The sequence below is a fragment of the Methylobacterium nonmethylotrophicum genome, assembly GCF_004745635.1.
GTDB lineage: Bacteria > Pseudomonadota > Alphaproteobacteria > Rhizobiales > Beijerinckiaceae > Methylobacterium > Methylobacterium nonmethylotrophicum.
Map to the genome: position 1 here is coordinate 1 of NZ_SRLB01000019.1, position 17,377 is coordinate 17,377.

General features: G+C 71.8%; 17 protein-coding genes. 1 reads left to right on the top strand and 16 read right to left on the bottom strand.

The features are described from left to right. From EU555_RS23195 to EU555_RS23265, 15 genes are all read right to left on the bottom strand, one after another. Positions 1-466, bottom strand: a 466-nt coding sequence (locus tag EU555_RS23195; RefSeq protein WP_205820987.1) for a Uma2 family endonuclease, incomplete at its 3' end; no start/stop codon positions are given. A gap of 2 nt (positions 467-468) precedes the next feature. Beyond that, positions 469-1,395, bottom strand: a complete 927-nt coding sequence (locus EU555_RS23200) for a cyclase family protein (RefSeq protein WP_135417597.1) — start codon at positions 1,393-1,395, stop codon at positions 469-471. 85 nt (positions 1,396-1,480) lie between these two features. Further along, positions 1,481-2,083: a TetR/AcrR family transcriptional regulator gene (locus EU555_RS23205; protein WP_135417598.1), complete on the bottom strand. Its 603-nt coding sequence runs from the start codon at positions 2,081-2,083 to the stop codon at positions 1,481-1,483. A 158-nt stretch (positions 2,084-2,241) separates the two neighbouring features. Beyond that, on the bottom strand, positions 2,242-3,165 hold the full coding sequence (locus EU555_RS23210) for an NmrA family NAD(P)-binding protein (RefSeq protein WP_135417599.1): 924 nt from the start codon (positions 3,163-3,165) through the stop codon (positions 2,242-2,244). 82 nt (positions 3,166-3,247) lie between these two features. Continuing rightward, a complete protein-coding gene (locus tag EU555_RS23215; RefSeq protein ID WP_135417600.1) occupies positions 3,248-3,628 on the bottom strand; it encodes a hypothetical protein in 381 nt (126 codons plus the stop codon). Beyond that, a complete protein-coding gene (locus tag EU555_RS23220) occupies positions 3,609-4,280 on the bottom strand; it encodes a hypothetical protein (protein WP_135417601.1) in 672 nt (223 codons plus the stop codon). The genes EU555_RS23215 and EU555_RS23220 overlap by 20 nt, the downstream gene beginning before the upstream one ends. Then, the gene (gene pqqE, locus EU555_RS23225) at positions 4,277-5,419 is read right to left on the bottom strand and encodes a pyrroloquinoline quinone biosynthesis protein PqqE (RefSeq protein WP_135417602.1); all 1,143 of its coding nucleotides are present in this window, start codon (positions 5,417-5,419) and stop codon (positions 4,277-4,279) included. Before pqqE ends, EU555_RS23220 begins: the two co-directional genes overlap by 4 nt. A gap of 32 nt (positions 5,420-5,451) precedes the next feature. Next, entirely contained in the window at positions 5,452-5,739 is a 288-nt protein-coding gene (gene pqqD, locus EU555_RS37820; RefSeq protein ID WP_135417603.1) for a pyrroloquinoline quinone biosynthesis peptide chaperone PqqD, read from the bottom strand. Next, positions 5,736-6,557, bottom strand: coding sequence for a pyrroloquinoline-quinone synthase PqqC (gene pqqC / locus EU555_RS23235; protein ID WP_483466646.1), 822 nt, complete (start codon positions 6,555-6,557; stop codon positions 5,736-5,738). Before pqqC ends, pqqD begins: the two co-directional genes overlap by 4 nt. Before the next feature lie 361 nt (positions 6,558-6,918). Further along, entirely contained in the window at positions 6,919-7,818 is a 900-nt protein-coding gene (pqqB, locus tag EU555_RS23240; protein ID WP_135417604.1) for a pyrroloquinoline quinone biosynthesis protein PqqB, read from the bottom strand. A gap of 41 nt (positions 7,819-7,859) precedes the next feature. Further along, complete coding sequence (gene pqqA, locus EU555_RS23245) at positions 7,860-7,961, bottom strand: pyrroloquinoline quinone precursor peptide PqqA (protein ID WP_135417605.1); 102 nt, start codon at positions 7,959-7,961, stop codon at positions 7,860-7,862. A 129-nt stretch (positions 7,962-8,090) separates the two neighbouring features. Then, a complete protein-coding gene (gene pqqA / locus EU555_RS23250; protein ID WP_048442745.1) occupies positions 8,091-8,180 on the bottom strand; it encodes a pyrroloquinoline quinone precursor peptide PqqA in 90 nt (29 codons plus the stop codon). A gap of 220 nt (positions 8,181-8,400) precedes the next feature. Next, positions 8,401-9,105, bottom strand: coding sequence for a response regulator transcription factor (locus tag EU555_RS23255; RefSeq protein WP_135417606.1), 705 nt, complete (start codon positions 9,103-9,105; stop codon positions 8,401-8,403). Between the two features lie 28 nt (positions 9,106-9,133). After that, positions 9,134-10,771, bottom strand: a complete 1,638-nt coding sequence (locus EU555_RS23260) for a sensor histidine kinase (RefSeq protein WP_135417607.1) — start codon at positions 10,769-10,771, stop codon at positions 9,134-9,136. Between the two features lie 155 nt (positions 10,772-10,926). Further along, the gene (locus tag EU555_RS23265) at positions 10,927-11,946 is read right to left on the bottom strand and encodes an NAD(P)H-binding protein (protein WP_135417608.1); all 1,020 of its coding nucleotides are present in this window, start codon (positions 11,944-11,946) and stop codon (positions 10,927-10,929) included. A 93-nt stretch (positions 11,947-12,039) separates the two neighbouring features. On the opposite strand from EU555_RS23265, the gene EU555_RS23270 reads away from it, so the two are divergent. After that, the gene (locus tag EU555_RS23270; protein WP_135417609.1) at positions 12,040-12,936 is read left to right on the top strand and encodes a LysR family transcriptional regulator; all 897 of its coding nucleotides are present in this window, start codon (positions 12,040-12,042) and stop codon (positions 12,934-12,936) included. Between the two features lie 645 nt (positions 12,937-13,581). On the opposite strand, the gene EU555_RS23275 is transcribed toward EU555_RS23270, so the two are convergent. Then, complete coding sequence (locus EU555_RS23275; protein ID WP_135417610.1) at positions 13,582-17,322, bottom strand: vitamin B12-dependent ribonucleotide reductase; 3,741 nt, start codon at positions 17,320-17,322, stop codon at positions 13,582-13,584. Positions 17,323-17,377 lie beyond the last annotated feature (55 nt).

Below are 17,377 nucleotides of genomic sequence, written 5' to 3' on the forward strand. Positions count from 1 at the left end.
TCAGGCTTTTGCTGTCTCTCCTGCTCGCCGCCGCACTCCGCATGGTCAGATCCGACCCGCCAAGCAGCCAAGCCGCCTGAGCGATTTCTTCACGGACGACGTCGGTGCCCGACACCACTTCGGCCAGCAGGTAGGCCCGGTCGACGAAGCGGCGACCGGGTACCGGGTCGTAATCGATCACCGCCACATCCGGCTCCGGCCGGTAGGCGCCGGCGAAGCCGAGACCCGCCAGCACGGCGGGGCTGAGGCCGAGTTCGAGGCCCGGGCGCTGCACCGCCTCGCGGTCTGGGTCGTGCCGCTCCAGGGCATCGTTCAGCAGGCGCTCGAGGTTGCTGGCGATCCGGTTGTGATCGATCAGCGGCGGCGTCATCATGACGGGCATCCCATCGATCAGTTCCCAGCGTTCCTCGTCGGGCCGGCCCTCCTGGAAGAGCCGGAACGCCGCGGGAGAGAGGCGGCTGTCCATGGTCACGGCCCCGTCGGACGCATCACCCCGTCGGCGTCGCGCCGCAGGGGAGCGGGCTGGAGCGGGAGAGGCGCGCCGGGCACCGCCTCGACGCTGACGCCGTGCGGCCAACCCGCCGGCGCGATGGCGACGTAGCGGGCATAGCCCCCGGTGCCGCCGAGGGGCTTGGCGAAGCCGATGGCGACGAGCGCCCCGGCCTCCGGCACCTGATCGAGATTGGCGACACCCTCGGCCTGCGCGAAGTTGTTGTGCATCAGCCAGGCCTCGCCCTCGAGGGTCGGGGTCGTGTCGGTGTCGAGGGGCTCGTGGCCGTGGAACAGGATCTTGCGCTCGAGATGCAGGAACTGGAGCGCCGCGAGGCTCACGCCGGGAAAGGGCTTCTGCCGGAACCGCTCGGGATCGCCCCAGCGCTTCGACCAGTCGGAGCGCACCATCACCACGGCGCCGGCCGGGACGCGGCCATGCTTCGCCTCCCAGGCCGCGATGTCGGCGACCTGGAGATGGTAGCCCTCGTCCTTGGCGACCTGCGGGGAGATGTCGATCACCGCGAGCGGCCGCAGGGTGTAGGTCGCCGGCAGGTCGCTGATCGTGGCGCCGCGGGGGTTCCAATGCGCCGGCGGATCGAGCTGGGTGCCGTACTGGTCGGTCGGCAGGTCGTAGGCGGTGGCGACGAAGCCATGGGTCTCGTAGGTGAAGACGTCGCCCTCACGCGCGAAGCCCTCGAGGGTGCGGCCGGCCCGGGCCGGCTTGAAGCGGGCACCGGCGAAACCCGGCCAGACCGGCTGCACCGGCGCGAAGGCGTGGGTGAGGTCGATGTATTGCGCCGACCGGAGCGTCCGGTCGTAGAGCGACCAGAGGGAGAGGTCGTCCGCCATCGCCGGGCGGGCGAGGAGCCCCGCCGCCAGCGCCAGTCCGATGAGCCGCTTCATCGCGCATCCCCGCCGATTACAGGCGCCCAGAGTGCCGGCCCGCGGGCAGGGCCGCAACCGGCGGGGCCGGCCGCGCTCCGCGCGCTCATCGCGACGCAGAGGCGGACAGCGCCTGCGGCAGGATGAGGCTGGCGAAGCGCGCCGTGGCGAGGAGCCGGTCCCGGTCGTGACCTTGGCGGGCCATCGCGGAGAGGCCGGTCATCACGGTCACGACATAGTCGGCCAGGCCGCCGGCCGCGGCCGGGTGCGTGGCGGCGACGAAGCACCGGATCGTGTCCTCGGCCGCCCCCGTGAGGGCCCGGGCGGCCTCCCGCGCCTCCGGGTCATTGCAGCGCGCCCCCTCGATGGCGAGGCACCCGGCCGCGGCCGGATCGGCACCGTAGCGGCGGGCGGCCTCCTCCAGCACGGCGGCGAGGGCCTCCGCCACCGGACGGCCGGGGCGCAGGATCTCGGCCAGGGGGACGCCCTCGGCGTCGGTGTAGCGGCGGAGGATGCGGGCGTAGAGCCCGGCCTTGCTGCCGAAGGCGGCGTAGAAGCTCGGAGGGTTGATGCCGAGCGCCTCGGTCAGGTCGGCGACGCTGACGGCGTCGTAGCCGCGGGCGTGGAACAGGCGCTGAGCGGTGCCGACGGCCTGGTCGGGGTCGAAGCGGCGGGGACGGCCGCGGGGACGCGCTGATTTTGTCGTCATCGCCACAGAACAGTTTGACCAGGCTGCCGCCCCATTTATGTAATGGCCGCTAGGATAACTCTCAAGAACGCCTGAGGCGGCGCGGGACGGCTGGAGCCACGCGGCCCCGGTCTCCATCGCGGCTGATTCGGCACGACCGGGCCGCTCGCGATCCGCTCTCAGCGACGCCCGAGCACCTCCCGCACCCCGGTCCAATGCAGTCCCGGATACCGGTCGTTGTCGAGGGGCTCGAGCTTGCCCCGTCCCTCGACCATGTCGCGCCAGTATTGCAGGCCCTGCCAGACCGGAAAGACCTGGCCCCGCCCGGGCGCGAGGATGCGGGCCGCCGCGATCACCGGGGTGAGGAGGCCCGGGCCGCCGAGGCGCAGGACCGTGAAGGGCTCGCCCGTGACCTCGGACGCCGTCCGCGCCAGATCGCTGGCCGAGGTGACCGCGCCGGCGATGCGCAGGATCCGGGGCGCCTGCGGGTCGAGGGCGGCGCGCCCCGTGTAGGCGGCGACGTCGTCCATCGCCGTGACATCGAGGGGCTGGTCGGGATCGCCGAAGCAGAGGACGCGGCGCAGGCCGAACTGGATCAGCGGCATCGTGCCGGTGAGCATGTCCATGAAGGCGCCGTTGAGCACCGAGGTCGCGCGGAGCGGCGCCCGGTCGAGGTGGGCGTGGAAGTCGCGGCGCAGGTCCAGGTTGCGGTTGCGGCCGGGCGCGGTCCGGGTGAAGTCGAGGGCGAAGTCGGAGGGTATGAAGCGCGGCACCCCCGCCGCCGCCGCCGCGTCGAGCAGCACGGTCTGGGCGTCGAGGATCGTGTCGGCGAGGCCGTTGAGGGCCGAGACCACGCAGGCGACGTCGGAGCAGGCCGTCGTCACCGTCGCGGCGTGCAGGAGGTCGACCCGAACGACCTCGGCGCCGAGCCGCCGCAGCGGGTCGATGCGGTCGAGCGGGGTCCCGGGCCGGACCAGCACCCGGACGGAAGCGCCGCGCGCGGCGAGCGCCCGGACGATGCGCAGGCCGAGCCCGCCGGTCGCCCCGGCCACCAGCACGCGCTCGCTGGTTCCCGAACCGCTCTCCTCCGACCGTTCGCTCATCGTCGGCCTCCGATCCCGCCCTGCGGGCAATCGGCACCGCGCCGCGCGGTTCCGGGCGCGGCGTCTTGAGCGCCGCCCCGCCTCAGTTGGCGGTCGGCCGGTAGCAGCGGATCTCCGCCTCGGCCTGGGCACGGCGCAGCTCCGCCACCTTGTCGTCGAAGACCTTGGTCGAGCGGAAGCCGTTGGCGCGCTGGCCGATGCCCTGGCGCATGCCGAGGATGGTCGAGGCCTGGACATACTTGTCGTAGGGCAGGATCGCCGCGATGGCGTCGATCGAGCAGGCGCACTTCGTCAGCGCCTCGCGGGTCTGACCGTTGGCCGCCATGCAGCCGAAGACGTAATCGGCCCGCGCCTCGGTCGGGTAGTCGTTGTCGTCGGCCCGGGCGGGGGTCGGGACCGCCGCCAGGAGGAGAGCGCCCGCAAGGGCGCCTGCGAGGAGCGCCTCAGCCCGCGTTCGGTTCATAGGTCAGGGTTTCCTGGAGCAGGGATCCGCCTTCGGGGCTCGTCGCCCGCACGTCGATCGAAACGATCTGGCCGGGCACGGAATCTGAGACCACGACGGTGTAGGTCAGGCTGTCGAAGCCGCGCAGGCGGTCGCGGACCGGATCGTCGACGAGGGGCCGCGCCACCACGCGCCACCCCGGCCGCTTGGCCCCGTCGACCGTGACCTCGGTCGCGGTCACGCTCGCGCTCTCGCGCAGGGCGCGGCGGATGGCGTTCTTGATGTAGCGCGGATTGCCCTTGAGCACCCGGGCGAGATCGTCGAGGTGGTGCTCGAGGAAGCGCACCAGCACCGGGTTGCCCGGCACGTCCTCGTAGGTCGCGGTCGGCATCCGTCGCTCGCCGGAAAACATCTCGACCTTGAGGTTGCGGGTCTGGGGGCTGGCGCCCGGCGCCACCACCTCGCGGATGCGGTCCTCGACCGGCGGCCCGAACGGCGCACCCTCGATGCCGCTGAAGCGGGTGTAGCGGTAGGTGAGGGCCTGGCCGGCCGGGGCGTTGGCGAGCTGGTTGGTCTCGAACAGCAGGGCGGTGGCGTTCGGCGGCGCCTCCTGCGCCGGCGCGGGGCCGGCGAGGACGGCGGCGACCGTGGCGAGCAGGATCAGGCGTCTCACACGGGCGCTCCCTCGGGAACGGCGACGCGCGGCGCGCCGCCGATGGTGCGGTACTGGTAGTCGGGCGCGGTCTCCAGCGCCGATTCGGCGATGGCCAGGGCCTGGACCTTGCCGTGGAGGGGGGAGAGCGAGCAGGCCGGGTCGGTGGCGGCAGCGTCGCCGGCGAGCGCCAGGGCCTGGCAGCGGCAGCCGCCCCAATCCTTCTCGCGCCGGTCGCAGGAGCGGCAGGGCTCCTGCATCCAGGCCGTGCCGCGATAGGCCTGGAAGGCCGGCGACCGCGCCCAGATCTCCGCCAGCGACCGGTCCTGCACGGACCAGAACTCGAGGCCGGGAATCGTCTCGGCCGCGTGGCAGGGCAGCACCTTGCCGGCCGGGGTGACGTTCATCAGCCGCCGGCCCCAGCCGCCGGCGCAGGCCTTGGGGTACTTCGCGTAGTAGTCCGGCACCACGAGGTCGATGACGAGCTGACCTTTCAGCCGCTCGCGCGCCTCCTCGACGATGCGGATCGAGCGGTCGACATCGGGCTTGGCGGGCATCAGGGCGGCGCGGTTGACGTAGGCCCAGCCGTAATACTGGGTGTGGGCGACCTCCAGCCGCTTGGCGCCGAGGCGGACCGCCAGGTCGATCAGCGCCGGCACCTCGGCGATGTTGCCGCGGTGGATCACGGCGTTGAGCGTCAGCGGCAGGCCGAGGGCCGTCACCCGCTCGGCGAAGGCGAATTTCTGGGGCTGCGCGTTCTTCAGGCCGCCGATGCGCTCGGCATTGGCGGCCTCCGCCGCCTGGACCGAGAGCTGCACGTGGTCGAGCCCGACGTCGGAGAGGGCGTCGAGCTTGTCGAGCGCCCCCGCCACCCCGGAGGTGATCAGGTTCGAGTAGAGGCCGAGCTCGGCGCAGGTGCGGGTGATCTCGACGATGTCCTGCCGCGCCGTCGGCTCGCCGCCCGACAGGTGGACGTGCAGCACGCCGAGCGCCGCCGCCTCGGCGAGCACCCGCTGCCAGGTGGCGGTGTCGAGCTCGGCCGAGCGCCGGTCGAGTTCGAGCGGGTTCGAGCAATAGGGGCAGCGCAGCGGGCAGCGATGCGTCAGCTCGGCGAGGAGCCCGATCGGGGCCGGCAGGGGATTGGGCGCGACGGCGTTCATGAGTGTCTCTCCCGGCGAGTCTCTCCCGGAGCTCACGCCGCCGGCACGGTCTCGAGCACGCGCTTGAGCAGCAGGCCGTCCAGCATGGTGATGACGTCGGGCTCGATGACGCCGCGGTCGGTCTCGTATTGCTGCGCCAGCGCCTCGGCGATGGCCCGGATGCTGCGCGTCCCGTCGACGAGGCTCAGCACCGCGACGGCGTTCTGGTCGAGGTCGAAGGTGCGCTCGGGCGCCAGCAGCACGTGAGCGTTGCGCACCGCATCGACGCGCATCCGCACCCCGCGCGGCAGGCGCGGCACGCTGTCGGGGGTCAGGCTCATGCGGCCTCTCCGGCGGCGGCGACGTCCGCCCGCAGACCTTCCCCGGGCCGCCAGGCATCCGGCGGGACCATCGCGGGCGCCACATAGGCGAAGTAGAGCGCGTCGAGCTGGGTCCACAGCACGCTGCACTTGAAGCGCAGCGCGTCGAGGGCCTGGGCCTGCAGCTCCGGCGTGGTGGCGTGGCGCTTGACGTAGTCGAGGGCGAAATCCGCGTCGCGGGGCGCCTGGGTCAGGCGCTTGTCGAAATAGGCCAGGGTCTCGCGGGTGATGAAGTCGTAGTTCTTCAGCATCCCGGAGACGCGCTCGGAGATGATGGTCGGCGAGAACATCTCGGTGAGCGAGGAGGCGATGGCCTCGAGCAGCGAGCGCTCGGCGACGAAATGCACGTAGGCCTCGACCGAGAAGCGCGTCGCCGCCAGGATGCCCTTCGTCGACAGCACGTAGTCCCGGTCGAAGCCGACGCCCTCGGCGAGCTTGAGCCAGCGCTCGATGCCGCCGTCGCCCTCGTGGTCGCCGTCATGATCGACGATGCGCTGGCGCCAGATCCGCCGAAGGCTCGCATCCGGCAGGCGCGCCAGCAGCGTGGCGTCCTTCACCGGGATCATCGCCTGGTAGTAGTAGCGGTTGAGCGCCCAGGCCCTGACCTGATCCTTGTCGAGCTTGCCGTCGTGCAGCAGGCGGTGGAACGGGTGCAGGTTGTGGTAGCGCCGCGCGCCGATGTCGCGGAGCGCCGCCTCGAGCTCGGCCGGGGAGAGCAGGCGGCCGGCGGGCTCGGCCGGGGGGAGGGGCATGGCGGAGGCGGTCATGGCGGCGGTCATGGCGTCCTGGCGTTCCGGTTTCTTCGTTGGCGACTGACCCGTGGCCGGGAGATTGCCCCCCCGGGAGGGGCGGTCAAGGGCGACCAAAGTGCCCGGGGCGGGGCTGCCCTCCTGATCGCCGTGGGCGATCGCCAAACTCCAAAGGTAAAGCGCAATTCCCCTCTCCCGTGTGGGAGAGGGGCTAGGGGTGAGGGTGGCGCGCTTCAGTGTGAACCACTGAGCATGGTGCTGGCAGCGGGACGGTTCAGGCATCTTGCTGAAGCGTGTCACCCTCACCCCTACCCCTCTCCCACACGGGAGAGGGGATCCCGCGTCTTTTCTTTATCTGCTCATTGTCTGCAAGGACGGGTCAAACGGCCGCTCACAGGCTCAGCGCCAGCCCGTCATGCGCCACCGTCCACCCTTCCGCCTCGATGCCGCGGCGCTCCTCCGAGCCCTCGACCAGGACCGGGTTGGTGTTGTTGATGTGGACGAAGACCCGCCGGCCGACCGGCACCGCGGCGAGCGCCGCCACGGAGCCACCGTCGCCGGTCATCGGCACGTGGCCCATGCGCCAGCCGGTCTTGGTACCGACGCCGGCGCGGATCATGTCGTCGTCGGCGAGCACGGTGCCGTCGAACAGGAGCGCATCGACCCCGGCAATCCGGCTCTTCAGGCCCTCGGTGACCCGGGCGCAGCCCGGCACGTAGGCGAGGCGCTTCGCCCCGGCCTCGATCATCGCGCCGACCGTGGTCTCGGTCTCGGCGCCGATCTCCGGCGTGCCGTCCTCGAGCCAGAGCGGCACCTTGCCGGGCACCGGGAACAGCGTGACCGTCAGGCCCGGCACCGGCGAGAAGCTCTCGTTGAGCGCGATCTCGCTCCGCTCGACCACGCCCGGCGCCATCACGTCGAAGACGCGGTTGGCGGCGATCGAGTCGAGGATGCCGCGGGTGGCGTGGAGTCGGAAGGGCTGGCCCTCGCGCAGGGTGAGCAGGCCCGCGACGTGATCGACGTCGCCGTTGGTGAGCAGCACCGCCCGGATCGGCGAGTGGCGCAGGCCCTCGCGCGGGTGCAGGGCGGGCGTGTCGAAGAGCTGCTGACGGATGTCCGGCGAGGCGTTCACCAGGAGCCACTGGTCACCGTCGGCGGAGACGGCGAGGCTCGACTGGGTGCGGGCCAGGACCCGGCGGTCGCCCGCCCGGGCCATGGCGCAGATCGGGCAACGGCAGTTCCATTGCGGGACGCCCCCGCCCGCGCCGGAACCCAGAACGATGGCCTGCATGGTCCGTCCCGGTGCGGTTTACGCGGGTCTTGCCGAACCCGTCAGTTGAACGGATCGACCTCGGCCGATTCGTACGCGGTGACTTCCATGCCGACGCAGATCTCGGCGACGACGGGCAGCGACCAGGCAGCATTCTTCTTCATGGCGTTCCTCCTTCGACTTCGGCGGACGGTCCGGCTCGTTGATGAGCGAATGTGGAGGCCGGAATTCTGATCGGTCCATGCCGAGCGCCATCCGGCGGCGACCGCCGGAGGCGCGAACCGGGCGAGCCCTTAGTTGAAGGGATCGATCTCGGCCGACTCGTAGCTGGTGACTTCCATGCCGACACAGACCTCGGCGACGACGGGCAGCGACCACTTCATGGCGTTTCTCCTGAGCGGCAGAATCCTCTAAGAGGATCCTAAGACATTGAGATGACAGTGTTTTCCGTCACCCCGGGATATATCGGCAATCGGGGCCCAGAGCGCAAGCGCTATTTTGCCGCTCTTCCGGGGCGGGCGGGGGCGGTCCTTCTCATGCCGGTCTTATTGTGCAGGATTCTTGGGGATTTAGACCAGGTCGATCGCGCCCAAAATAATTTCGTCACTGGCGGAATCCGGCCTCGTGCAGGTCGAGCATGAAGCCGCGGCCGCGCACGGTGACGAGGCTCGGTCCGCCGGTCCGGCCGATATCGGCGAGCTTGGTGCGCAGGTAGCCGACATAGACGTCGACCACGTTGAGGGAGAGGCCGCCCTGGCTGGCCCAGAGCCGGTCGAAGATGTCACCTCGGGTGACCGGGCGGCCTGCCTGCTCCATCAGGATCGCCAGCAGCTCGGCCTCGCGCTGGGTCAGGCGGGCGGTGACCTCGCCGAACCGGACCTGCCGGGTGGCGAGGTCGAGGGAGAGGCGCCCGGCGCTCACCAGGGTGCGGGCCTCGCCGGTGACCCGGCGGCGCTGCAGGTGGGTGCGCAGGCGCGCGAGCAGTTCGTCGAACACGAACGGCTTGACGATGTAGTCGTCGGCCCCGACCGCGAGGCCGTCGACCCGGTCCCCGACCTCGTCCTTGGCGCTTAAGAAAAGGATCGCCCCCGGATAGCCGCCCTCGCGCAACGAGCGGCAGACGTCGTGGCCCGAGCCGTCCGGCAGCATGTTGTCGAGGAGCACCGCCTCGGGCACCCGCTCGCGGGCCGCCGCGAGCGCCTCGTCGACGCCACCCGCGAGGTCGACGGCGAAGCCCTCGGCGGACAGGCCCCGGGCCAGCATGGCGCGGATGTCGCCGTCGTCCTCGACGATGAGCACGCTGGTCATGCGCGCCCCGCCGCGTCCGGTCGCTGGCTCACGCCGCATCCTCCCTGGTCTCGTCGCCGGGCAGCTCCAGGACGACCCGGGCACCGCCTTCTTGGATTCCTGGCCCGCCCGATTCCAGGCGGATCGCCCCATCATGGCGCTCAACGACCCAGCGCGCCAGAGCGAGCCCGATCCCGAACCCCGAGGCCGGGCTATGGCCCGGTGCCGGGCTATGGCCCGATGCCGGGCTGTGGCCCGGGCCGGCGGAGCCGCCGCGGCGGAACCGCTCGAACAGGGCCTCGGCCTGCGGCGGGAAGCCCGGGCCGTCATCCGCCACCGTGACGGTGGCGCCGCTGCCGCGCGGCACGAACCCGACCCGCACCCGGGTGGCGCCGGCGGCGTGGCGCAGCGCGTTGTCGATCAGCCCCTCGACGATCTGGCGCAGCCACTCGGCGTCGGCCAGCACCTCGGCATCCGCCTGGCTCGGCTCCAGCTCCAGGGCGATGCGGCGGCGCCCGGCCTCGGGCGCGCAGCTCTCCACCGCCTCGGCGAGGATCGCCGCGAGGCCGACCGGGCGGCGCTCCAGCTCGATCTGGCCGGATTCCGAGCGGGCGACCCGCAGCATGTCGCCGACCCGGCGGTGCAGCCGCACGGCCCGCTTGCGGATGGTGGCGATTACGGGGCGGAATTCGGCCGGGGTGTCGGGGGAGCGGGCGGCGAGATCGCACTCGCCCAGGATCACCGTGAGGGGCGTGCGCAATTCGTGGCTGACATCGGCGAAGAAGCGCCGGCGCGAGCGGTCGATCTCCTCGAGCCGGGCGTTCGCCCCGCGCAGGTCGGCGGTGGCGCGGTCGACGATCTCCTCCAGCGCGGCCCGGTCGGCGGCGACCCGCGCCTCGCGGCGCTTGAGCCGCGCCGCCATGCGGTTGAAGCTCGCCACCAGGAGGCCGAGTTCGTCGCGGCTCGCCACGGCTAAGCGGGTGTCGAGCTCGCCCCGGCCGATGGCGGCGGCCCCGGCCCGGATCGCCTCGATCCGCCGCAGGATCGGCCGGGTCAGGCTCTGGTGCAGGAGGATGAGGAGCAGCACGACCACGACGGCCGCCGCAGCGGCGACGCCCCGCATGCGGCCCGCGAGCATCCGGACCTCCGCCGAGGAGGCCTCGACCGCCCGGCGCTCGGCCTCGACCAGGAAGGTGAGGGGCTGGCCCGTCACCGCCCCGAAGCCGTTGAGCGCCCCCCGGATGGCGTCGGCGCGCCGGGCGGGATCCGGCTCGCGCTGGATCTGCGCCACCTGGCGGTCGAGCATGGCGCGGGCCGCCCGCAGGCGGGCGAGCGGCCGGGCCCGGGCAGTGTACTGCGTGCGGTCGAGGACGCCGCCGGCCCCCGCGACCGCCCGGCTCAGGCCGTCATCGACGGCGTTGAGGGCCCGATCGACCTCGTTGCGGGCATTGACCAGCCGCTCCGGCCGGCCCGGATTGTCGCCTACCGCCTCGACGGCGGCGAGGCCGAACTCGGTCAGGCGTCCGGACAGCTCGGCGATCAGCTCCAGCCGCACCTGGGCGTTCAGTGTCGCGTCGAGGGTGCGCTCGGCGGCGTGCAGCGCCCCGTAGAGGCCGGCCGCCGCCAGCACCACGAGGGCGGCCGCGCTCCCGACGAGCAGCCCGAACCGTAGCCTGAGCGATCCCATCCCGGCGCGCCTCTCCCGTTCGCGCACCATCCTGCACGGGATCGGACCGGGGTGCGACCCGGACTCCGGTGCGGAGCGGGGCCCGCGCGCACGGACCGGGATCGCGGCGCAGCGCTTTGCCGGATCAACCGGACCGGCGAGAATGGCCGCCTCGGTTAGGAGCGATCCGTGACCATCGCGGCCGGGCGGGGCGAGAGGCCGCGGGCCTCCTCCACGGAGCCCGGGCCGGGCGGGAGGCACCCCAGCCCCGCCAGCGTCTCCCGGACCGCCCGGTCGAGGGGCGTGCGCGGCTCGGCCCCGAGGAACCCGACCAGCTCGGCATTGCTCATCCGCAGGGGCTCCTGCCAGAGGTAGCGCATCTCGCGGATCTCCCGGGCGAGCGGCCAGAACGGGGCGGCCAGCGGCAGCAGGCCCCAGGGGAAGCGGCGCACCCGGACCTCGCGGCCGACCGCGCGGGCGATGGCGGCGATCATCTGCCGGCCGTCCGGATCCCAGTGCCCGTCCATGTTGAAGGCGGCGAAACGCGGCAGCTCCGCCTCGCGGGCGGCCAGGCGCACCATCGTCTCGGCGACGTCGGGCAGGTAGGCCCATTGGTGGCCGATGCCCGGCGCGCCCGGGGCGAGCACGGTGCGGACCGGACGGCCCGGGCGCACCAGCCCGGCGGAGAACCAGGAATTGCCCGTGGTGCGCGGCCCGAAGAAGTCGCCCGCCCGCACGACGAGGCTGCGCAGGCCGGACTCCCGCAGGCGCGCCTCCATGGCGATGCGGATGCGGCCCTTCGCGGTCCGGGGCGTCTGGGGGGCGTCGGCGCCCGGGTTCGGTCCGGCGTCGCGGCCGTAGACGTAGACGTTGCCGGGGAGCAGCAGGCGGGCGTCGGCGGCCCGGGCGGCCTCGATCGAGGCGTCGAGCATCGGCAGCACCAGCCGGTCCCAGTCGCGGTAGCCGGGCGGGTTGACCGCGTGGACGAGGAGCGAGGCCCCGGCGGCGGCGGCGGCCACGTCGGCCGCCACCATCGCGTCGCCCCGCACCCAGGCGAGCCCGTCCTCGGCCCGCCGCACCCGCTCGGGGTCGCGGTGCATCGCCCGCACCGTCCATCCCTCCGCCATCAGGCGCCGGGCCACCGCGCCGCCCACCCCGCCCGTCGCTCCCAGAACCAGGGCCGTTCTCGTCGTCATCGCGCGCTCCTCATCCGCTGACGGGAGGAGTCATGCCAGGGCGTCCGTGCGGCGAAAATTGCCGAAGGGCGGCGATCGGCTATACGGTTTCGCATGACCGAGCCGAGCTGGGACCATTACCGCGCCGCCCTCGCGGTGATCGAGGAGGGCTCGCTCTCCGGCGCCGCCCGGGCGCTCGGCCTGACGCAGCCGACCCTGGGCCGCCAGATCGCGGCCCTCGAGCAGGCGCTCGGCGTCGCGCTCTTCACCCGCTCGCCCGCCGGCCTCGCCCCCACGGAAGCGGCGCTCACGCTCGCGCCCTATGCCCGCTCGCTCAAGGCGACCGCGGAGGCCCTGCACCGGGCGGTGACCGCGGAGGCGGAGGGCCTCGTCGGGCGGGTGCGGGTCACCGCCTCGGAGGTCGTCGGTGCCGAGGTGCTGCCGCCGATCCTGGCGGCCCTGCACGCGCGCCATCCGGACCTCGCCCTCGACGTGGTCCTGTCGGACCGGATGCAGGACCTGCTGCGGCGCGACGCCGACATCGCGGTCAGGATGGCGCCGCCGACGCAAGACGCCCTGGTGGCGCGCCGGGTCGGCACGGTACGCCTCGGCCTCTACGCCCATCGCCGCTACGCCGCGCAGCGCGGCCTGCCGGAGGGCCCCGCCGACCTGGCCCGCCACAGCCTGATCGGCTTCGACGCCGAGACGCCGTTCCTGCGGGCGATGATGCGGGTCGCGCCGCCGCTGGGCGAGGCCCGCTTCGCCTGGCGCAGCGACAGCACGCTCGCCCAGCTCGCCGCCCTGCGGGCCGGCTTCGGCCTCGGCGTCTGCCAGACGGCGCTCGCCGCCCGCGACCCGGACCTGATCCGGGTGCTGCCCGACCTCGTCTGGGAACTGCCGACCTTCATCGCGATGCACGAGGACCTGCGCCGGCTGCGGCGCTGCCGGGTGGCGTTCGACGCGCTGGTCGAGGGGATGGGGGCGTATTGCGGGGAGCCGGCCGCCGGATGATCCGGCATTGGCGCGGGCGATCGGATCTACGCCCGCCCCCGCCTTCACACACCCACCCGATCCCCCGCATCGCAGGCAGTCCAAGGGATTCTTCCGTGCGGCTCCCGGGATATCCCGGCAACCGGACGAGAGGGCCCACGATACGCGACACGAGGAGCTTGATCGCAGCATCGGTGTTTCCCACCCACGCCCTCATCCTGAGGTGCCGGCGATCGAAGATCGCACACGATCGGAGATCGGTTGGGCCTCGAAGGAGACCTCCCGGGATCGCGGAAGCCTCTGGAGCCCTCCTTCAAGGCCCAGCGATCGACGATCGCCGGTCACCTCAGGATGAGGTTTGCGGGTGGGATCAACGAAAGCCTGCGACCTTGATGCCGTGTCGTGGACTGTGAAGAGGGCCGATTTCACCTCACCCTGACCGAGCCGACGACCGCGCTCATCGGCGCCTCGATCCCCGGGAGAAACGCAGTCCTGCTCCTCGATCGCCCGCCGTGCTGCGGTCCGGCATTGGCTCTCTGCCGAACAATCAACAAGAATTCGGGACGCACTTCGATGAAGTGCGTCCCGCCCATTCGAACTTCAACGCGTGTCAGGCAGGCATATTACGCAGATCTTGAATCCTGCCTGTCGTTACAGGACCCACACTCAGCTGCATCCCGTCGTGCTGCCGCAAGTGTCGCACTTCAGGCAGGTCCCGTTCCGCACCAGCGTGAAGTTGGCGCATTCCGGGCAGGCCTCGCCGACATAGCCCTTCATCTTCGCCTCGGCCCGCCGGTCCGAGACGCTGCGGCCGGGCGCGATCGGATCCGGCTTGGCGAAGGGCAGGGACTCCGCCAGGGCCTCGATCGTGCTGGCGAGCACCGGCTCGGTCTTGAGGGCCACCGACCCCCGCACCGCGTGGATGCCGCCGCCGGCCGGGGCCGTCTGGCCCGTGGCCGGCGCCGCGACGCCGGGGGTGGCGCCCGCGGGGCCGCCATGGATCAGGGTGAGGCGGTCGCCGGAGCCGCGCAGCAGGCCCCGGGAGACGATGGTGCTCGCCGCCACCGGATCGGCGGCCGTCGCGGGCTTCGCCGGGGCGACGCCGGTCGCCGTGGTGCCCATCTCCGAGAGGTCGACATGGGCGAGGTCGGCACGGCCGAGATACGAGATTGCCAGCTCGCGGAAGACGTAGTCGAGCACCGAGGTGGCGTTCTTGATCGCGTCGTTGCCCTGCACGAAGCCGGCCGGCTCGAAGCGGGTGAAGGTGAAGGCGTCGACGTACTCCTCCAGCGGCACGCCGTATTGCAGGCCGAGCGAGACCGAGATCGCGAAGTTGTTGATGAAGGCCCGGAGCGCCGAGCCCTCCTTGTTCATGTCGAGGAAGATCTCGCCGAGCCGGCCGTCGTCGTACTCGCCGGTGCGCAGGAAGATGGTGTGGCCGCCGATCTTGGCCTTCTGGGTGTAGCCCTTGCGGCGGCTCGGCAGCTTCTCCTGGGAGCGCAGGCGCTCGACGCGCTCGACGATCCGCTCGACGATCTTCTCCGTCACCGCCACGGTCTTGGCGGCGGCCGGCAAAGCCTGCAGCGCCTCGACCGCATCCTCCTCCTCGTCCGCCTCGTCGCTGATCAGGGCGGCGTTGAGGGGCTGCGACAGCTTCGAGCCGTCGCGGTAGAGGGCGTTGGCCTTCAGCGCCAGGGTCCAGGACAGCCGGTAGGCGTTCTTGCAATCCTCCACCGTGGCGTCGTTCGGCATGTTGATGGTCTTGGAGATCGCCCCCGAGATGAAGGGCTGCGCCGCCGCCATCATGCGGATGTGGCTTTCGACCGAGAGGTAGCGCTTGCCGATCCGGCCGCAGGGATTGGCGCAGTCGAAGACCGGGTAGTGCTCGACTTTCAGGTGCGGCGCGCCCTCGAGCGTCATCGCCCCGCAGACATGGACGTTGGCGGCCTCGATCTCCTTCCGGCTGAAGCCCAGGAAGCTCAGCAGGTCGAAGGACGGCTCGGCGAGCTTGTCGGCGGGCACCCGCAGGGTCTGGGTCAAGAAGTCCTCGCCCAGGGTCCAGCGGTTGAACACGAACTTGATGTCGAAGGCCGACTTCAGCCCCGCCTCGACCGCCGCGATCTTCTCGTCGGTGAAGCCCTTGGCGCGCAAGCTACCCGGGTTGATCGCCGGCGCCTGGCCGAGCGAGCCGTGGCCGACGGCGTAGGCCTCGATCTCGGCGATCTCGGCCTCGCGGTAGCCGAGCGCCCGCAGGGCATCCGGCACCGCCCGGTTGATGATCTTGAAGTAGCCGCCGCCGGCGAGCTTCTTGAACTTCACGAGCGCGAAGTCGGGCTCGATGCCGGTGGTGTCGCAATCCATCACGAGGCCGATCGTGCCGGTCGGCGCGATGACGGTGGCCTGGGCATTGCGGTAGCCGTGCTCCTCGCCCAGCGCCAGGGCCCGGTCCCAGGCCGCCTTGGCATGCGCGACAAGCTCGCCCTGCGGGCAGCCGGCATGGTCGAGGGGAACCGGGTTGGTGTTGAGGAACTCGTAGCCCGTCGCCTCGCCGTGGGCGGCCCGGCGATGGTTGCGGATCACCCGCAGCATCGCGTCGGCATTCTCCTCGTAGGCCGGGAAGGGCCCGAGCTCGCGCGCCATCTCGGCCGAGGTGGCGTAGGACACGCCGGTCATGATGGCGGTGAGCGCGCCGGCCAGCGCCCGGCCCTCGCGGGAATCGTAGGGCAGGCCCATGGTCATCAGGAGGCCGCCGATATTGGCGTAGCCGAGGCCGAGCGTGCGGTACTTGTAGGAGAGGTCGGCGATCTCGCGGCTCGGGAACTGCGCCATCAGCACCGAGATCTCGAGGACCACGGTCCAGAGCCGGCACAGGTGCTCGTAGCCCTCGACGTCGAAGCGCTTGGCGGCACGGTCGTAGAGCGCCAGGAGGTTGGCCGAGGCGAGGTTGCAGGCGGTGTCGTCGAGGAACATGTACTCGGAGCACGGGTTCGAGGCCCGGATCCGCCCGCCCACGGGGCAGGTATGCCAGTCGTTCATCGTGGTGTTGAAGTGCAGGCCCGGATCGGCCGAGGCCCAGGCGGCCTCCGCGATCTTCTCCCACAGCTCGGCGGCCTTGACGGTCTTCGCCACCTTGCCGGTGACGCGGTGGGTCAGCGACCAGTCCTCGTCCCGGTCGACCGCCCGCAAGAAGTCGTCGGTGAGCGAGACCGAGTTGTTCGAGTTCTGGCCGGCGACCGTGAGATAGGCCTCGGAATCCCAGTCGGTGTCGTAGATCGGGAAGGAGATGTCGGTGTAGCCCTGGCGGGCGTACTGGATCACCCGCTTGATCGCGGCGTCCGGCACCATCGCCTTGCGGGCGCTCCTCACCTCGCGCTTCAGCGCCGGGTTGCGCTCGGGGTCGAAGCAGGCGTCGCCCGCGGCCTCGCAGTTGACGCAGGCCTTCATCACCGCCTTGAGGTGCTTCGACACCACCTTCGAGCCGGTGACCAGGGCCGCGACCTTCTGCTCCTCCTTGACCTTCCAGTCGATGAAGGCCTCGACGTCCGGGTGGTCGATGTCGACGATCACCATCTTGGCGGCGCGCCGCGTCGTGCCGCCGGACTTGATCGCGCCGGCGGCCCGGTCGCCGATCTTGAGGAAGCTCATCAGGCCCGAGGACTTGCCGCCGCCGGCGAGCCGCTCGTTCTCGCCGCGCAGGCGCGAGAAGTTCGAGCCGGTGCCCGAGCCGTACTTGAACAGGCGGGCCTCGCGCACCCACAGGTCCATGATGCCGCCTTCGTTGACGAGGTCGTCGGCGACGGACTGGATGAAGCAGGCGTGGGGCTGCGGGTGCTCGTAGGCCGAGGCCGACTGGGTCAGCTCGCCGGTCCTGTAGTCGACGTAGAAGTGGCCCTGCGCGGGACCGTCGATGCCGTAGGCCCAGTGCAGGCCGGTGTTGAACCATTGCGGCGAGTTCGGCGCCACCATCTGGCGGGCGAGCATGGCGCGCAGCTCGTCGTGGAACGCCGCCGCGTCCTCCTCGCTCGTGAAGTAGCCGCCCTTCCAGCCCCAATAGGTCCAGCAGCCGGCGAGCCGGTCGAAGACCTGCGTCGCCGAAGTCTCGGAGCCGTAGCGGTCAGCCTCGGGGAGGGCGGCCAGGGCCGCCTCGTCCGGCACCGAGCGCCACAGGAACGAGGGGATGCCGGTCTCCTCGACCTTCCTCAGGGCCGCCGGGACGCCGGCCTTGCGAAAATACTTCTGGGCCAGCACGTCGCAGGCGACCTGGCTCCAGGCCTCCGGCACGTCGATGCCGTCGAGGCGAAACACCACCGAGCCGTCCGGGTTGCGGATCTCGCTCACCGCCTTGCGGAACGGGATGCCGGCATAGGGCGAGAGCCCGGCCGTGGTGATGCGACGCTCGAACCGCATGGGGATACTCTCCGGTCACGAACAGCCGGGGACGGCCCGCGCCTGAGCGGGGTCC

Coding starts and splice junctions, on each gene's coding strand:
- EU555_RS23200 (WP_135417597.1), bottom strand. CDS start 1,395: ATGAAGCGGCTCATCGGACTGGCGCTGGCGGCGGGGCTCCTCGCCCGC.
- EU555_RS23205 (WP_135417598.1), bottom strand. CDS start 2,083: ATGACGACAAAATCAGCGCGTCCCCGCGGCCGTCCCCGCCGCTTCGAC.
- EU555_RS23210 (WP_135417599.1), bottom strand. CDS start 3,165: ATGAGCGAACGGTCGGAGGAGAGCGGTTCGGGAACCAGCGAGCGCGTG.
- EU555_RS23215 (WP_135417600.1), bottom strand. CDS start 3,628: ATGAACCGAACGCGGGCTGAGGCGCTCCTCGCAGGCGCCCTTGCGGGC.
- pqqE (WP_135417602.1), bottom strand. CDS start 5,419: ATGAACGCCGTCGCGCCCAATCCCCTGCCGGCCCCGATCGGGCTCCTC.
- pqqD (WP_135417603.1), bottom strand. CDS start 5,739: ATGAGCCTGACCCCCGACAGCGTGCCGCGCCTGCCGCGCGGGGTGCGG.
- pqqC (WP_483466646.1), bottom strand. CDS start 6,557: ATGACCGCCGCCATGACCGCCTCCGCCATGCCCCTCCCCCCGGCCGAG.
- pqqB (WP_135417604.1), bottom strand. CDS start 7,818: ATGCAGGCCATCGTTCTGGGTTCCGGCGCGGGCGGGGGCGTCCCGCAA.
- pqqA (WP_135417605.1), bottom strand. CDS start 7,961: ATGAAGAAGAATGCTGCCTGGTCGCTGCCCGTCGTCGCCGAGATCTGC.
- pqqA (WP_048442745.1), bottom strand. CDS start 8,180: ATGAAGTGGTCGCTGCCCGTCGTCGCCGAGGTCTGTGTCGGCATGGAA.
- EU555_RS23255 (WP_135417606.1), bottom strand. CDS start 9,105: ATGACCAGCGTGCTCATCGTCGAGGACGACGGCGACATCCGCGCCATG.
- EU555_RS23260 (WP_135417607.1), bottom strand. CDS start 10,771: ATGGGATCGCTCAGGCTACGGTTCGGGCTGCTCGTCGGGAGCGCGGCC.
- EU555_RS23265 (WP_135417608.1), bottom strand. CDS start 11,946: ATGACGACGAGAACGGCCCTGGTTCTGGGAGCGACGGGCGGGGTGGGC.
- EU555_RS23270 (WP_135417609.1), top strand. CDS start 12,040: ATGACCGAGCCGAGCTGGGACCATTACCGCGCCGCCCTCGCGGTGATC.
- EU555_RS23275 (WP_135417610.1), bottom strand. CDS start 17,322: ATGCGGTTCGAGCGTCGCATCACCACGGCCGGGCTCTCGCCCTATGCC.